The sequence below is a fragment of the Enterococcus saigonensis genome (genome assembly GCF_011397115.1).
GTDB classification, from domain to species: Bacteria; Bacillota; Bacilli; order Lactobacillales; family Enterococcaceae; genus Enterococcus_C; species Enterococcus_C saigonensis.
Genome location: NZ_AP022822.1, coordinates 2,702,501 through 2,719,620, shown reverse-complemented (window position 1 = coordinate 2,719,620; position 17,120 = coordinate 2,702,501). Strand labels below are relative to the sequence as shown.

Here is a 17,120-nt window from a genome sequence, read left to right as displayed (position 1 = left end):
TTTAGGGATTGCCAGTTATCCTAATTACCAAATTAGCCCAAAAAACGGATGTATCCTATGATTTTTTATTTATGCAACCAGACGGCAAGCAATTAGCTGTCTTAACCAAACGAATTGAAGCAAAACAATTCCAACCAATCATTGACAGCGTTATTTCGCTAACTGAAATTCAAAAAGCCGTTGCCCATTGCGCTTCTGGGCGCGTCAAGGGAAAAATTAGTTTAGCAGTGGATGAAAAATTAGCACAAGAATTTAAACATACAGTAAACTAAAAAATAGGATGAGGTGATCAGGAATGAAAATTACATTTGTGACTACAACTGTTTTTTCATCCTGAATCTCGGAAGCAAAGAACCTAGGGCAAAAGTGATTGCGACTTTTTACCCTAGGTTCTTTTTTTACCTTAAACAAGCCTTTAAAATTCAATTCCTCCCATTGCGAAAAACGTCCATTTGCGTTAAAGTAGAGAAAGCGTGAAACAAAAATTTGTTTCACAAAAAAGAAAGGAAAAGGCCATGTTACCAGAAGAATTTCAGCAGCAGTTGGCCCAAAAAGGCATTGAATTAAGTTCTACTCAAATGCAACAGTTTGAACAATATTACGAACTGTTAGTTGAATGGAATGAAAAAATGAATTTAACGGCGATTACTGAAAAAAAAGAAGTTTACTTGAAGCATTTTTACGATTCGATTTTACTTGGTGTGGCAGTGGATTTAAAAGCAGAGGCTGCTATTTGTGATGTTGGTGCAGGAGCGGGTTTTCCCAGCATTCCTTTAAAAATTGCTTTTCCTGGGTTAAAAGTCGCTATCGTCGATTCTCTCAATAAACGAATTACGTTTTTAAATCATTTAGCTCAAAGTTTGAATTTGACGGAGGTTGATTTTTATCACGATCGCGCTGAAACGTTTGGTCAAAACCCAGCATTTCGCGCGAAATTTGATTATGTCACGGCTAGAGCAGTTGCACGATTGAATGTTTTAACAGAATTATGCCTGCCTCTGGTAAAAAAAGACGGCTTTTTCTTTGCTTTAAAAGCTGCAAAATCAGATGAAGAATTGATAGAAGCTAAAAATGCCATTGCGACGCTGGGAGGCAAATTCATAGAAGATAAAGAGCTTGCTTTGCCCAATGGTGATATGCGACACATTTTGGTAATCCAAAAGAAAAAAGAAACACCAAAAAAATATCCCCGCAAACCCGGTATGCCTAACAAACAGCCGTTAAAATAGTGGTAAAACGGTAGCAAAATTGCTTTATTTTGAACGGATTTTTATCTTTAAACGGTGAAAACAAGCCGTTTCAACTTTTATTGTATCTAGTTTCATGAGCTGGAAAAATGAAAGACAAGCAAAAATAACCATCTGACAAAACACGTCAGCCGTCTATTTTGTTCTTGTCCCTCATTTTCCGACCAAGCTCATTCAACTTTTATTAAAGGAGACAAGAGGATGGCACGAATTATTTCTGTGGCAAATCAAAAAGGTGGCGTCGGCAAGACGACCACAACGGTTAATTTAGGAGCTTGTTTAGCTTTTATCGGCAAAAAAGTATTGTTAGTAGACATCGATGCCCAAGGTAATGCCACGAGTGGTATGGGCATTCGCAAGCCCGATGTAGCCAAAGATATTTACGATGTTTTAGTAAATGAAGAGCCGATTAAAGAAGCAATTTTACCTAGTTCGCGAGAAAATATGGATATTGTGCCTGCAACGATTCAGTTGGCCGGTGCAGAAATTGAGTTAACGTCAATGATGGCTCGTGAATCTCGGTTGAAATCAGCTTTGGAAGAAGTGAAAGACGATTATGATTTTATTTTTATCGATTGTCCGCCTTCTCTTGGCCATTTGACCATTAATGCTTTTACGGCCAGTGATTCAATTTTAATTCCAGTGCAGTGTGAATATTATGCATTGGAAGGTTTAAGTCAGTTGTTAAACACTGTGCGTTTAGTACAAAAACATTTTAACCCTGGTTTGGAAATTGAGGGTGTTTTGTTAACCATGTATGATGCTAGAACCAATCTTGGGGCGGAAGTAGTAGAGGAAGTGCGCCGCTATTTCCAAGAGAAAGTTTACGACACGATCATTCCTCGTAATGTGCGACTTTCAGAAGCGCCAAGTCACGGACTCGCTATCATTGATTATGATCCAAGTTCAAAAGGTGCGGAAGTTTATCAAGCACTAGCAAAGGAAGTGTTGACCCGTGAAAAATAAAGGCAAAGGCTTAGGGCGGGGCATTGATGCTTTATTTCAAGACTTACAAGATTTAGAAGAAGTAGACGTAAAAACAGAAGAAGTTGTTGATATTCCTTTAAGTGAATTGCGCCCTAATCCTTATCAACCACGAAAAACCTTCGATGAATCTTCTTTGCAAGAATTAGCAGCATCCATCGAGCGTTCTGGTGTATTTCAACCGATTATTGTCCGTAAATCTGCAGTAAAAGGCTATGAAATTATCGCTGGTGAGCGTCGGTTTCGTGCTTCAAAATTAGCACAGCGGGAAAATATTCCTGCAATTATTCGCGACTTTGATGAAGAGTCTATGATGCAAGTGGCTGTTTTGGAGAATTTACAACGAGAAGATTTAAATCCGTTGGAAGAAGCAGAAGCCTACGAAATGTTGATGAAGAATCTGAAATTAACGCAAGCCGAAGTAGCCGAACGATTAGGAAAAAGTCGTCCGTATATCGCCAATTATCTGCGTTTGTTAACGTTGCCCAAACTAGTCAAAGAAATGGTACAAGATGATCGTCTGTCTATGGGACAAGCACGAACGTTATTGGGGTTAAAAGATAAAAGCCAAATTTTAAAATTAGCAAATCGCTGTGTAAAAGAAAACTTGACGGTTCGTCAATTAGAACAACTGGTAAATACATTAAATGAGAAAAAAGTAGAGAAAAAGACACCTCCGCGTGTGGTTAAAGAAAAACCCTATTACTTGCGAGAAGGGGAAGATCGTTTAATGGATAAATTCGGTACGAATGTTGAAATCTTGGAAAAAGATGGTAAAGGAAAAATCGAAATCGAATATTTGTCCCAAAAAGATTTAACACGGATTTTGGATATTCTAGATATTCGCTTTGATGAGTCCTAAAGCTAGTGTTCGAGCTAAATTTTTTTAAAACGAGGAGGATTCAGATGTACGATTTAGGTGACATTGTAGAAATGAAAAAGCCCCATGCATGCCAGGCTAATCGCTGGGAAATTATACGGATGGGAGCTGACATTAAAATTAAATGTACGAATTGTGGTCACATCGTCATGATGACCCGCCGCGATTTTGAGAAAAAAATGAAAAAAATACTAGAAAAAGCGCCCGAAAAGTAAACTTTAGTTTTATGAGCTAGAAAAGTTAGTCCTACGTAGAAACGACTAAGCTAAAAAATAGTGTGTTGTTTTTTAGCGTAAGACTCTTTTTAAGCAAGCTCATTCAACTTTATTTGTAATCTTGTTTCAACGGCTAAAAAGCAGTCATAAGCAAAAGAGCTTTGAAAAAGCAGATAATGCTCAAGTAATAAGATGGAATTTTGATACATTGTTTTTCAGATTTCTCAAAATTTAACGTATGGCCGGAGAGCGTCCGTTTGTGAAGCTAGAATAAAAATAAAAAAGTTATAGCACGATTTTTTTATTTTTCCAACTTAAGTCTCTTTTTCAAACGTGCCGTTTCAACTTTATAATTAAAAAAAGAAAGAGTGAAGAAAATGGCTTTAACTGCCGGAATCGTTGGTTTACCCAACGTAGGAAAATCAACTTTATTTAATGCAATCACAAAAGCAGGTGCAGAAGCTGCAAACTATCCTTTTGCAACAATTGATCCTAATGTCGGAATGGTGGAAGTGCCAGATTGGCGCTTGCAACGATTAACTGAACTGGTGCATCCGAAAAAAACAGTACCAACAACGTTTGAATTTACTGATATTGCTGGTATTGTAAAAGGCGCCAGCAAAGGAGAAGGTTTAGGAAACCAATTTTTAAGTCATATTCGCCAAGTAGATGCGATTTGTCATGTCGTGCGTTGTTTTGATGATGACAACATTACGCACGTTGAAGGCCGTGTTGATCCGTTAGAAGACATCGATACAATTAACTTGGAGCTTGTTTTAGCAGATTTGGAATCCATTAATAAACGCTACACGCGTGTTGCTAAAGTTGCTAAGACAAAAGACAAAGATGCAGTAGCAGAATTAGCTGTTTTAGATAAAATCAAACCGGTTTTAGAAGAAGGCCAATCTGCTCGTAGTATTGAATTTAGCGACGATGAACAAAAAATCGTGAAAAGTTTATTCTTATTAACTACAAAACCGGTATTATACGTGGCCAATGTTTCAGAAGATGACGTAGCAAACGCTGATGATAATCACTATGTCCAAGAAGTACGGAATTTTGCGGCAACTGAAAATGCAGAAGTAATTGTGGTCTGTGCGCGAGCAGAAGAAGAAATAGCAGAATTAGATGATGAAGATAAGGCTGAATTTTTAGAAGCTTTGGGGATTGAAGAATCCGGTCTTGATCAATTAATTCGTGCGGCTTATGATTTGCTAGGTTTAGCCACTTATTTTACAGCTGGTGAACAAGAAGTGCGGGCGTGGACGTTCCGTAAAGGGATTAAAGCACCACAAGCCGCAGGAATTATTCATACTGATTTTGAACGTGGCTTTATTCGAGCGGAAACTGTTTCTTTTGAAGATTTGAATAAATATGGCAATATGCACGCTGCTAAAGAAGCTGGACGTGTTCGTTTGGAAGGCAAAGATTACGTCGTGCAAGATGGCGATGTCATGTTGTTCCGTTTTAACGTCTAAAAAAACGGTGTCATCTTGGCTGCAATATGTTAAAATGCCCTTTGTAAAAGAAGTTCAGGAGGAAGTCATTCATGGATGCAGAAGTACTACGCGCAATGGTTGCACAAAATCGCGAATTAGAACCGCAATTGACCAAACGTAACCAACAATATATTTTTGATTTGAAGAAATCTTTAGAAGCAGCGAATTTATCCGAAGCAGAGATGGCAACAGCTTTAAATGAAATTCTGCCGGTTTTAGTCAAAGAACAAAAAGGCGGAAAAACCGCACGTCAATTATTTGGTACAGTTTCAGAACGGACAGAAGCTATTTTAGCTAAACCCGAACCAAAGAAAGAAACCAAACCAATTTTAATGTGGGCCGATAATGCGATGTTTATTTTTGGTTTATTTGCAGTGATGTTAGGTTTAATGCGCCTCTTCACGAAAAATAGCGGCCAACAAACTTACGGTTTATTAACCTTGATTATTGCCTCATTATTTGGGGGTTATGCATTTTATTTGATGTATAAATATATTTATCAATATGAACGTCCAGGTGCAGATAAAAGTAAACGACCAAAATTATGGAAGACAATGCTAATTTTAGTTCCAGTTTTCTTCTTATGGATTTTAGTCTTCACGGTTAGTGCCATGTTGCCGTTTAATATTATTTTGGATCCATTCATTCAATTAGTTTTAGGTGCTGCAGTCTTTGCATTACGTTGGTACTTAAAGAAAAAATACAACATTGAAGGTTCCCTTACTATCCCTAAAAATTAATTCCTACAACAAACTGATTGGAAGATAATTCCGGTCAGTTTTTTTATTTACAACGTTGTCAGTGGATATTTCCGAACATTGAATAATAGCATTATCTGATAATTTTCAGAATATTACGTAAACAATTGCAGCTGTTGACTTGTCACTTATTTTCTGTTAGTTTCATAGATAAAAATAAAACTGAGGAGTGGTACTAACAATGTCTAACTGGGAAACGAAATTCGCTAAAAAAGGTCTAACTTTCGATGATGTCTTATTAATTCCTGGAGAAAGTCATGTCTTACCAAACGAAGTAGACATGCATGTCCAATTGGCGAAAAATATCCGTTTGAATATTCCAATTATCTCTGCCAGCATGGATACTGTAACAGACAGTAAGATGGCAATTGCTATGGCACGTCAAGGTGGTTTGGGTGTCATTCATAAAAACATGAGTATTGCGATGCAAGCTGATGAAGTGCGCAAAGTGAAACGTTCGGAATCTGGCGTTATTATCGACCCATTTTTCTTAACTCCTGATCATTTAGTCCAAGATGCTGAACATTTGATGTCTAAATATCGGATTAGTGGTGTGCCGATTGTTGAAACGATGGAAAACCGGAAATTAGTTGGTATCATTACCAACCGCGATATGCGTTTTGTGACAGATTACAGTATTAAAATTAATGATGTGATGACCAAAGAAAATCTGGTTACCGCCCCAGTTGGTACCAAATTAGCAGATGCTGAAAATATCCTCCAAAAACACAAAATTGAAAAATTACCGATCGTGGATGAAGACGGTCGTTTAAGCGGCCTAATTACCATTAAAGACATCGAAAAAGTAATTGAATTTCCGAATGCTGCAAAAGATGAACACGGACGCTTGTTAGTTGCTGCTGCTGTTGGTGTAACTAGCGACACATTCGAACGCGCACAAGCATTACTTGATGCCGGTGCAGATGCGATTATTATCGATACAGCTCATGGTCATAGTGCTGGTGTTTTACGCAAGATTGCAGAAATTCGTGCCAAGTTCCCAGAAGCAACCTTAATTGCTGGTAACGTTGCGACGGCTGAGGGAACAAAAGCGTTGTATGATGCTGGTGTAGATGTTGTAAAAGTTGGAATTGGCCCAGGTTCTATTTGTACTACACGGGTTGTAGCCGGTGTGGGAGTACCCCAATTAACAGCTATTTATGATGCTGCTTCTGTTGCCCGTCAATATGGGAAAGCAATTATTGCTGATGGTGGCATTAAATATTCTGGTGATATCGTCAAAGCTTTAGCCGCTGGTGGTCATGCTGTAATGTTAGGCTCCATGTTGGCAGGTACCGATGAATCTCCTGGTGAATTTGAAATTTACCAAGGACGTCGTTTTAAAACTTATCGTGGTATGGGTTCTCTAGGCGCTATGGAAAAAGGTTCAAGCGATCGTTACTTCCAAAGTGGTGTCAATGAAGCCAACAAACTTGTGCCAGAAGGTATTGAAGGCCGCGTTGCTTATAAGGGGAGTGTATCAGATATCATTTTCCAAATGATTGGCGGTTTGAAATCAGGGATGGGTTATGTTGGTGCTGCAAACTTGAAACAGCTTCGCGATGATGCACAATTTGTTCAAATGAGTGGCAATGGTTTGAAAGAATCTCACCCTCACGATGTTCAAATTACAAAAGAAGCTCCAAATTACTCCGTTGAATCGTAATTTTTCTAAATTTAAACCCTAAAAAAGCACTCCTACTACCGAGTAGGAGTGCTTTTTTGAATATAAAACTGAGCTAGTTAACGTTAAAGGGACTCATCTTCTTGGAAAGACTTTGTCAGTGTACGATTTACGTTTAAGACTTTTAATGCTAGTGGTCGTACAAGCAAAAGTTGAAGTGGTAATGCCATAATAAAATTTAACAGCCAGGTATGGAAATAAGTACCAACATTTAAATGCTGCCAACCACTTTCGACTACAATGCCAAATATAGACATGAAACTTACCATGCCAAGGATCATACAAACACTAATCGAAATGCCTACTTGCCACATTTTTTCTTTATTGGTAGGCAATTTTAAGGCGATTTTTTTTGCTGGTTTGGCAACAACGAAGACGTCTAAAACAAGAGCAATTCCAAAAGCCAAGGGAAGCCCAGAAACAAGTGTGCCAAGTGATAAATTACCATGTAAGGTAATATTATAAAGCGTCATGCCTAATACCATTAATAAACACATGGTGCAGGTGAAAAGCCAACTTTCTTTTTTTGTTTGCGGCATATAAATCATCCTTTCTTTTATAGAGTAAAAAATATTCCTGTATGCTTCTAGCTGCAACGTTAGCTATCGTAGCAATTGAAAAATTTCTTCGTAAGTTTTTTTTGTTCCCTTTAGAAATTTTTAACTATTTGATATGTTGTTATACGCATAAAAAACCACCTTGTCCCTGCATAATAGGTACAAAGTGGTTTTTAATTTTTTCTATGTTATAAATCTTTAGCTAGGCGGTAATCTTCAGCACCAAAGTAGACGTACATTGGTTTTTGTTGTTTTTTCAAAAGAGTATCAACGGAAACAAATTCAAATCCTTGCTGGCGCATATTATCGATAACACCCGGAAGTGCTTCAACAGTGGCTGGTTGTATATCATGCATCAAAACAATTGCATTTTCAGTTAAAGAAGTTTTGATACGTCCTTGAATCATCCCCGCATTTTTTGATTTCCAGTCTTCGGAATCCACGTCCCAGTTAATAATCGGCTTACCAGCAACGCGTGCTACGCGTTCATCGGCTGCGCCATATGGTGGACGAAGGTTTCGGGGTAAAATTCCGCAAGCTTCAAAAATAGCTTTGTCTGTATCACGAATTTCTTTTTTCAAAGCCGCATCTGACAAGCTTGGTAAAACCGGATGTGTGTAGGAATGACTGGCTACTTCGTGACCTTCTGCTACCACGCGTTTGACAATATCTTTATTTGCGCTGACATTTTCACCCAGCATAAAGAAGGTGGCACTGGCTTTTTTGTTCTTTAAAATATCCAAAATTTTTGGCGTTGTGGCAGGATTTGGACCATCGTCAAAAGTCAATGCAACGTATTTCTTGTTTGAATCGAGTTGGGGAAAAGCATCCTTAATCTTTTCGGGATTAACAAAATCCGTGTTCACATAAGCAGCAATATCTTTATAATCTAGTGTAATTTTATTAATGCCAGTTTTATTTTGTGCCAAGTTGATGGTTAATTCATTCGGTGTAAAATCAATTTTATTTTGATAATTAATTCGAGGCAAATCCAAAATGCTATCAATGATCGCTGCTTTATTTTTTGCTTGGTCAAAGATTTTTTGTTGGATGACTTGTTGAATACCCAATAAGTCGCCTTCTTCTGGAATTAAGTCTTTGACTGTGACAGCTTTACCAGTCTTGTGGCTAATATAAGCAGGGGTATTGGTGAATACTTTACCCCGAATAAATCGATTTTTTTCTTTATACCAGGTGTAGGGTTCTGCCACTAGTTCATACGTATCTAGCTGATCGCTGACAGGATTTACTTCTAACTTGGCTACCACCAAACCTTTTTTGTTTTTTAAACTCTTTTTGGCTTTTTGAGTAAGTGCTGCCAGTTCTTTTTGACTGTCTTGAACAGAGAAGACTTTATCTTCTTTTGGAATATACGTTACAGTTACCAAGTCATCTGTCTTCTTTTCTGTTTTTTCACTTGGAATACCACTTTGATTCCGCTCTTCTTGCACTTCTTGTAAGAGTGCCGTTGTTTTTTGTTCAAATGTTTTTTGCGCTTTTGCTTCAGCTTGTTTCATTTGATAAAACGTATAGGCAAAAAATCCGAATAAAACGACTAATAAAATACTAAGCAACGTGAAAACATTTTTACCAAGGTTGTTCTTTGGTTTTTGTAGGTGTCGACTACTGCGCGTGCCGTTATTTTCTTCCATTTCACTAGTAACTCCCTAATTATCTATGATTGCTTTCACTGTACCATTATTATTTTTCTCATTCAACATAAAAAGGTTGGCGAAGGTCTTACATTATCGTCATTTCAAAAAAAGTGTCTTTTTAGTCACTGACATTTGAAAGTCAATGCCTAAAAAAGGAGTAATCTTTAAAGACGAAGAAAGCTCGTGTTTTCTCTGTCTGAAGTTATAAGTAATTGTCTTTAATTTCTAAAGCATAAAAAAGCAGAAAAAATCTCTAATTAAAGATTTTTTCTGCTAGGTGGCTATTTCAATACTTCATTAATCTTTTTCGATTTTTTGTAAGCCTCCCATATAAGGGATTAAAACTTCTGGAATAGTGACAGTGCCATCTGCATTTTGATAGTTTTCCAAAATTGCAGCGACAGTTCGGCCAACAGCTAAACCTGAACCATTTAAAGTATGGGCATACTGCAATTTGCCTTGTGCATCGCGATAGCGAATCATCGCGCGACGGGCTTGGAAATCTTCGCAGTTGGAACATGAACTGATTTCACGATACGTGTTTTGCGCGGGAATCCACACTTCTAAGTCATACGTTTTAGCAGCAGAAAAGCCCATGTCACCCGTTGACAAAGCAACGACGCGATAAGGTAAGCCGAGTTTTTGTAAGATTTCTTCCGCGTTATTGGTCATTTTTTCCAATTCTTCATAAGAATGCGCTGCATCAGAGAATTTCACCATTTCGACTTTGTTAAATTGATGTAGACGGATCAAACCACGGGTATCACGACCAGCACTTCCAGCTTCAGAACGAAACGATGGACTTAAAGCAGTGAAATAGATTGGTAAATCTGCACCATCTAAAATTTCGCCATTATAATAGTTTGTTAAAGGCACTTCTGCTGTTGGAATTAATGTCAAGTCGGTGTCAGCTAATTGGAAGACATCTTCTTTGAACTTAGGAAATTGGCCGGTCCCAAACATGGCATTACTGTTAACAATATAAGGAGGAATGATTTCAGTATAGCCGTGTTCATAGACATGTAAATCCAACATAAAGTTATATAAAGCCCGTTCTAGTCGAGCACCTAAGCCGCGGTAATAAACAAAACGGCTACCAGAAACTTTGGCACCACGTTCAAAATCTAAAATTTCTAAGTCTTCTGCTACTTCCCAGTGAGCTTTTGGCTCAAAGGCAAAGTTGCGTGGTGTACCAAATCGACGGACCTCGACATTATCATCTTCATCTTTACCAATTGGTACTGAGTCATTAGGTAAGTTTGGCAAAGTTGTGGCAATTGTTTTTAACTCTTCATCAATTGCAGCAATTTTCGCATCGTATTCTTTAATTTGGGCGCCAACAGCTTTCATGGCTGCAATTTTATCTTCTGCGTTTTCTTTATTGCGTTTTAATTGCGCGATTTCAGCGGAAACATCATTGCGTTGTTTTTTCAATTCCTCTGACTGTACTAAAAGCGTACGGCGTTCTTCATCCAACTTAACAAATTCATCTAAGACGTTGGCAGGTACACCCCGGGTTGCTAATTTTTCTTTTACCATTGGCATGTTTTGACGAATCATTTTGATATCTAACATTATTTTCCCTCACTTTGTTTTTTTATCGGTAAGATTTTTTACTTTGGGCAATGACAACATTTCAACTACAACTAGAAATAAAAAAAACTATTTCATCCCAAAATGCTTGGGACGAAATAGTTTCTTCGCGGTACCACCCAAGTTCAGCTTGCGCTGCCCTTGTTGACTGGTATCGTCAGTCAGCCGCGCTTATTTGTCATAAGCGTACGTAAACAAAAACTGGATTCAATGGCTTGGCCTACTGATTTACACCACCATCAGCTCTCTTTAAAGTTACACCATTTACTAGGTTTTCTCGTTTCTCTATCAAGTTAGCTTTAGCATACTGAACTTTTTAAATTTCGTCAACTGCCTTTGCCTTCTCAGCAGAAAAGTGCAACAAATTTGTTTAAGTCAGCAAAAATCAATCAAATAAAATAGTTACTTTTATCTGGAAAATATCGTGTGACTTTTTACTGTTGAAAAAGTTAAAGGCTAATTTTTGGGATATAGATAATCATCTGCATTATTGCGCGCAGTAGGAGAAATATTACTCTTAACCGGCAAGTGGATAATAAATGAGGTCCACTTGGCATTACTTTTGGCGTAAATATAGCCACCATGTAAAGCAACGATACTTTGCGTGATCGCAAGACCCAGTCCTGTCCCGCCGGTTGCTTGGTTACGGGATTCTTCCACGCGATAAAAACGGTCAAATAAAGAATCCAATGCTTGTTTGGGAATCATAGCGCCGTTATTTTTTACAATAATAATCGCTTCTGTCCCAACTTGATCGACTTCAATCACAATTTTAGTAGCATCTTTACCATATTTAAAAGCATTCGTAAAAAGATTGTTGAAGACCCGCACAATCTTCTCGGTGTCTCCATCCATAATTAATTGTTCTTTTGGAGAAGAAACTTCTATTGTAATATTTTTTTTCTTTGCTTCTAATTCAAAGTCTGCGGCCAGTTGTTCAACTAGTTGGATCATGTCAAAAGAAGTGATATTAATTGGTACGCTAGGTTGACGTACCTTTGTATATTCAAATAAATCATCCACCAGCGATTTCATTTGTTTTGCTTTCACAAAAGCGGTGTGGGTGTATTTCAATAAGTCTTCTTTAGATTGATACTGTCCATCTTCAATTAATCCCAAGTAGCCAATAATAGAAGTCAAAGGAGTGCGGATGTCATGGCTGACGTTTGTGATGAGCTCGTCTTTGGATTTTTCAATTTTGCGCTCATCTTCAATGGCGGCAACAGTACTATCTACCAATCCATTAATACTAGAAACTACACGACTTAAATCGCCACTTAATTCAAAAGGAATTCTGTGATCGTAATTCCCATTGGCAATATAATGAAGTTCGCTAATAATATGACGTAATTGCATTTGGCGATAACGCCGAATTAACCGCCAGTACAATACTCCTGCGTCGATTAGTAAGAACAACGGTAAAATAAAGTTTCGCCCATTCCAGAAAAAATCAGAATCGAGACGACGGGCAAAAATATTTTTGGAATCCCAAATCGCATTTTCTAAAGAAGGCGAGTTTTTGATAATCGAAGTTAAAACTACTAAAACAGCAACGTTAATGAGAAGGAGTAAAATAATTGTAACAATCCCCTCAGCCAAAAGTTCACTAATTTCTTTGGAAGTTAGGGTAATTCGTTTCTTTTTTTCGACACTGCGTTGTTTACTTTTATTTTGCATCGATCTTATAGCCAACACCCCAAACTGTTTGGATTACTTTTTCTCCATCAGTTGCTTCTTCGATTTTATCCCGCAAATGACTTACATGTACCATAACGGTTTTTGCCGAAACAACACTTTCTTGCTTCCAAACGCGTTCAAAAATTTCATCGGCACTAAAGACACGATTAGGATGAGAAGCTAATAAATATAAAATACCAAATTCTAGCGCCGTTAACTGAATTTCTTTTCCATCAATTGTTTTCACTTCATGAGAATCTTTATTAATGATTAAAGAATTTACTTCTAAAATATCTGGTTGATCTGGTGTAATTTGCATTTTTGTTCGACGTAAAAGAGATTTAACGCGAGCCATGACTTCTAAAGGATTGAATGGTTTTGTGACGTAATCATCAGCACCCGCAACCAAACCTTTGATTTTATCCATATCTGTTGTTTTAGCAGTTAGCATGATGATGGGGATTTGTGATTCTTTCCGCAATTCTTTGACAACTTGCATCCCATCTTTTTCTGGCATCATAATATCTAAAATCATTAATTCAATATCAGGGTTGGTACGGATTTTGGAAAGTGCTTCTTTACCATCGTATGCTTTAACCGCTTCATAGCCTTCGTTGTGAATATAAATGCTTAATAACTCGACAATCTCTTTGTCATCGTCAGCAACTAAAATTTTCATCATAATAAAACCTCCTGTAAATAAAAGTGTTTTTTTCTTTCTATAGAAGAAAAGTTTTGTAATACAACGATTAAATTAAAAATTTAACGTACTTTCTAAAGATATAGTATCAAAAAAGTAGTAAAGAAAACACTCAGAGCACCTTTTTAACAATTATTTAAAAACCATGTCAGAAAAATTAACGAACAAAATTTCGTTTAACCTAGTTTTAAAAACGCTATTCACGAGAAAATAACGAATAATTTCTATCTGTTTCAAATTAATAGTTTTGAATTGTGAAAAATGTTGGTAAATCAATAACTTTTCATTGACTTAAAGTTTTAAAGTTGGTATATTATTACTTGTCCTTGAGGCGGATAGCCTTAAGAAATAAACTTAAAAAAAGTTTTAAAAAATTGTTGACAGTTGCCAAAACGACTGTTAAACTAACGAAGTTGCTTAGTGAGCAGCACATTTCTGAAGTATCGTTTCAAAAAGTTTTTAAAACTTTTTGAAAAAAATAGTTGACAAGAATTGAGCCAACTGATAAGATATAAGAGTTGCTGAAACATTTTTAAAAGCGACGAAGTAGACCTTTGAAAACTGAACAAAGCAAGCAAACGAACCAATGTGTAGGGCGCTTCTTTTAGAGAAGCAAACAACATGCAAGCGATAGCTAGCAGAATCAATTTTATTTGAGCTTAACAGTCATTTGACTGTTCAAACACTTTTTATGAGAGTTTGATCCTGGCTCAGGACGAACGCTGGCGGCGTGCCTAATACATGCAAGTCGAACGCTTCTTTTTCCACCGGAGCTTGCTCCACCGGAAAAAGAGGAGTGGCGAACGGGTGAGTAACACGTGGGTAACCTGCCCTCAAGCGGGGGATAACACTTGGAAACAGGTGCTAATACCGCATAACAATCATAAACACATGTTTGTGATTTGAAAGGCGCTTTTGCGTCACTTGAGGATGGACCCGCGGTGCATTAGCTAGTTGGTGAGGTAACGGCTCACCAAGGCCACGATGCATAGCCGACCTGAGAGGGTGATCGGCCACACTGGGACTGAGACACGGCCCAGACTCCTACGGGAGGCAGCAGTAGGGAATCTTCGGCAATGGACGAAAGTCTGACCGAGCAACGCCGCGTGAGTGAAGAAGGTTTTCGGATCGTAAAACTCTGTTGTTAGAGAAGAACAAGGATGAGAGTAAAATGTTCATCCCTTGACGGTATCTAACCAGAAAGCCACGGCTAACTACGTGCCAGCAGCCGCGGTAATACGTAGGTGGCAAGCGTTGTCCGGATTTATTGGGCGTAAAGCGAGCGCAGGCGGTTTCTTAAGTCTGATGTGAAAGCCCCCGGCTCAACCGGGGAGGGTCATTGGAAACTGGGAGACTTGAGTGCAGAAGAGGAGAGTGGAATTCCATGTGTAGCGGTGAAATGCGTAGATATATGGAGGAACACCAGTGGCGAAGGCGGCTCTCTGGTCTGTAACTGACGCTGAGGCTCGAAAGCGTGGGGAGCAAACAGGATTAGATACCCTGGTAGTCCACGCCGTAAACGATGAGTGCTAAGTGTTGGAGGGTTTCCGCCCTTCAGTGCTGCAGCAAACGCATTAAGCACTCCGCCTGGGGAGTACGACCGCAAGGTTGAAACTCAAAGGAATTGACGGGGGCCCGCACAAGCGGTGGAGCATGTGGTTTAATTCGAAGCAACGCGAAGAACCTTACCAGGTCTTGACATCCTTTGACCACTCTAGAGATAGAGCTTTCCCTTCGGGGGCAAAGTGACAGGTGGTGCATGGTTGTCGTCAGCTCGTGTCGTGAGATGTTGGGTTAAGTCCCGCAACGAGCGCAACCCTTATTGTTAGTTGCCATCATTTAGTTGGGCACTCTAGCGAGACTGCCGGTGACAAACCGGAGGAAGGTGGGGATGACGTCAAATCATCATGCCCCTTATGACCTGGGCTACACACGTGCTACAATGGGAAGTACAACGAGTTGCGAAGTCGCGAGGCTAAGCTAATCTCTTAAAGCTTCTCTCAGTTCGGATTGTAGGCTGCAACTCGCCTACATGAAGCCGGAATCGCTAGTAATCGCGGATCAGCACGCCGCGGTGAATACGTTCCCGGGCCTTGTACACACCGCCCGTCACACCACGAGAGTTTGTAACACCCGAAGTCGGTGAGGTAACCTTTTGGAGCCAGCCGCCTAAGGTGGGATAGATGATTGGGGTGAAGTCGTAACAAGGTAGCCGTATCGGAAGGTGCGGCTGGATCACCTCCTTTCTAAGGAATATTACGGAAACTACACAGTTTGTCACTTGTCTTTGTTCAGTTTTGAGAGGTTTACTCTCAAAATATTTGTTCATTGAAAACTGGATACTTGAAGAAAAAATCAAAACAAACCGAGAACACCGCGTTGAATGAGTTTTTTAATAAGTTCAATTGCTTATTTTCTTGAGTAAGCTTCTATCGCTAGAAGAACTGCTCAAAACCAGACCGTAAGGTCTTATAAGGTTAAGTGAATAAGGGCGCACGGTGGATGCCTTGGCACTAGGAGCCGATGAAGGACGGGACTAACACCGATATGCTTTGGGGAGCTGTAAGTAAGCTATGATCCAGAGATTTCCGAATGGGGGAACCCAGCATCTTTTATAGGATGTTACGTATACGTGAATACATAGCGTATACGAGGTAGACGCAGAGAACTGAAACATCTAAGTACCTGCAGGAAGAGAAAGAAAAATCGATTCCCCAAGTAGCGGCGAGCGAAAAGGGAACAGCCCAAACCAAGATGCTTGCATCTTGGGGTTGTAGGACTCCGATATGGTAGTTCTTTCAGATAGTCGAATGGCTTGGAAAAGTCAGTCAAAGAGGGTAAAAACCCCGTAGACGAAATTTGGAAGGCACCTAGGAGGATCCTGAGTACGGCGGAACACGAGGAATTCCGTCGGAATCCGGGAGGACCATCTCCCAAGGCTAAATACTCCCTAGTGACCGATAGTGAACCAGTACCGTGAGGGAAAGGTGAAAAGCACCCCGGAAGGGGAGTGAAATAGATCCTGAAACCGTGTGCCTACAACAAGTTAGAGCCCGTTAATGGGTGATAGCGTGCCTTTTGTAGAATGAACCGGCGAGTTACGATTGCATGCGAGGTTAAGTTGAAGAGACGGAGCCGCAGCGAAAGCGAGTCTGAATAGGGCGAATGAGTATGTAGTCGTAGACCCGAAACCATGTGATCTACCCATGTCCAGGTTGAAGGTGCGGTAAAACGCACTGGAGGACCGAACCCACGTACGTTGAAAAGTGCGGGGATGAGGTGTGGGTAGCGGAGAAATTCCAAACGAACTTGGAGATAGCTGGTTCTCTCCGAAATAGCTTTAGGGCTAGCGTCGAAGTGAAGAATGATGGAGGTAGAGCACTGTTTGGACTAGGGGCCCATCTCGGGTTACCGAATTCAGATAAACTCCGAATGCCATTCATTTATATTCGGCAGTCAGACTGTGAGTGATAAGATCCATAGTCGAAAGGGAAACAGCCCAGACCACCAGCTAAGGTCCCAAAATGTATGTTAAGTGGAAAAGGATGTGGGGTTGCACAGACAACTAGGATGTTGGCTCAGAAGCAGCCACCATTTAAAGAGTGCGTAATAGCTCACTAGTCGAGTGACCCTGCGCCGAAAATGTACCGGGGCTAAACATACTACCGAAG

13 protein-coding genes and 2 rRNA genes (1 of these 15 cut by a window edge) are annotated in these 17,120 nt (G+C 39.4%); 10 read left to right on the top strand and 5 right to left on the bottom strand.

All coding sequences use genetic code 11. From position 1 onward, the window contains the following. Positions 1-8: 8 nt before the first annotated feature. The 8 genes from EsVE80_RS13115 (at position 9) to guaB (ending at position 7,249) form a co-directional block, all read left to right on the top strand. Positions 9-272, top strand: coding sequence for a zinc-binding dehydrogenase (locus EsVE80_RS13115; protein ID WP_173104071.1), 264 nt, complete (start codon positions 9-11; stop codon positions 270-272). 243 nt (positions 273-515) lie between these two features. Then, a complete protein-coding gene (rsmG, locus tag EsVE80_RS13110; protein ID WP_173104216.1) occupies positions 516-1,229 on the top strand; it encodes a 16S rRNA (guanine(527)-N(7))-methyltransferase RsmG in 714 nt (237 codons plus the stop codon). A gap of 219 nt (positions 1,230-1,448) precedes the next feature. Then, complete coding sequence (locus EsVE80_RS13105) at positions 1,449-2,213, top strand: ParA family protein (protein WP_173104070.1); 765 nt, start codon at positions 1,449-1,451, stop codon at positions 2,211-2,213. After that, entirely contained in the window at positions 2,203-3,093 is an 891-nt protein-coding gene (locus EsVE80_RS13100; RefSeq protein WP_173104069.1) for a ParB/RepB/Spo0J family partition protein, read from the top strand. Before EsVE80_RS13105 ends, EsVE80_RS13100 begins: the two co-directional genes overlap by 11 nt. 44 nt (positions 3,094-3,137) lie before the next feature. Continuing rightward, entirely contained in the window at positions 3,138-3,326 is a 189-nt protein-coding gene (locus EsVE80_RS13095) for a DUF951 domain-containing protein (protein WP_071865595.1), read from the top strand. Between the two features lie 377 nt (positions 3,327-3,703). Continuing rightward, positions 3,704-4,804 carry a redox-regulated ATPase YchF gene (gene ychF, locus EsVE80_RS13090; RefSeq protein WP_173104068.1) on the top strand — a complete coding sequence of 367 codons (1,101 nt, stop codon included), beginning with the start codon at positions 3,704-3,706 and terminating at the stop codon, positions 4,802-4,804. Positions 4,805-4,875: 71 nt separating this feature from the next. After that, positions 4,876-5,565 carry a DUF1129 domain-containing protein gene (locus EsVE80_RS13085; RefSeq protein WP_173104067.1) on the top strand — a complete coding sequence of 230 codons (690 nt, stop codon included), beginning with the start codon at positions 4,876-4,878 and terminating at the stop codon, positions 5,563-5,565. Positions 5,566-5,764: 199 nt separating this feature from the next. After that, entirely contained in the window at positions 5,765-7,249 is a 1,485-nt protein-coding gene (gene guaB, locus EsVE80_RS13080) for an IMP dehydrogenase (RefSeq protein ID WP_173104066.1), read from the top strand. Positions 7,250-7,332: 83 nt separating this feature from the next. Here the strand turns inward: guaB and EsVE80_RS13075 are convergent, their stop codons facing one another. From EsVE80_RS13075 to EsVE80_RS13055, 5 genes are all read right to left on the bottom strand, one after another. Further along, positions 7,333-7,806 carry a DUF2798 domain-containing protein gene (locus EsVE80_RS13075; RefSeq protein WP_173104065.1) on the bottom strand — a complete coding sequence of 158 codons (474 nt, stop codon included), beginning with the start codon at positions 7,804-7,806 and terminating at the stop codon, positions 7,333-7,335. A 206-nt stretch (positions 7,807-8,012) separates the two neighbouring features. Beyond that, the gene (locus EsVE80_RS13070) at positions 8,013-9,476 is read right to left on the bottom strand and encodes a polysaccharide deacetylase family protein (RefSeq protein ID WP_173104064.1); all 1,464 of its coding nucleotides are present in this window, start codon (positions 9,474-9,476) and stop codon (positions 8,013-8,015) included. Positions 9,477-9,776: 300 nt separating this feature from the next. Next, positions 9,777-11,054: a serine--tRNA ligase gene (gene serS, locus EsVE80_RS13065; protein ID WP_173104063.1), complete on the bottom strand. Its 1,278-nt coding sequence runs from the start codon at positions 11,052-11,054 to the stop codon at positions 9,777-9,779. Between the two features lie 474 nt (positions 11,055-11,528). After that, complete coding sequence (locus EsVE80_RS13060; protein WP_173104062.1) at positions 11,529-12,749, bottom strand: sensor histidine kinase; 1,221 nt, start codon at positions 12,747-12,749, stop codon at positions 11,529-11,531. Beyond that, positions 12,739-13,428 carry a response regulator transcription factor gene (locus EsVE80_RS13055; RefSeq protein WP_173104215.1) on the bottom strand — a complete coding sequence of 230 codons (690 nt, stop codon included), beginning with the start codon at positions 13,426-13,428 and terminating at the stop codon, positions 12,739-12,741. Before EsVE80_RS13055 ends, EsVE80_RS13060 begins: the two co-directional genes overlap by 11 nt. A 708-nt stretch (positions 13,429-14,136) precedes the next feature. Between EsVE80_RS13055 and EsVE80_RS13050 the strand changes: the two genes are divergently transcribed. Both EsVE80_RS13050 and EsVE80_RS13045 read left to right on the top strand, forming a co-directional pair. Then, positions 14,137-15,695: ribosomal RNA gene (locus tag EsVE80_RS13050) — 16S ribosomal RNA — on the top strand. A gap of 229 nt (positions 15,696-15,924) precedes the next feature. Next, a 23S ribosomal RNA gene (locus tag EsVE80_RS13045) occupies positions 15,925-17,120 on the top strand (it continues 1,719 nt past the right edge of the window). Together the 16S and 23S rRNA genes form the textbook arrangement of a ribosomal RNA operon.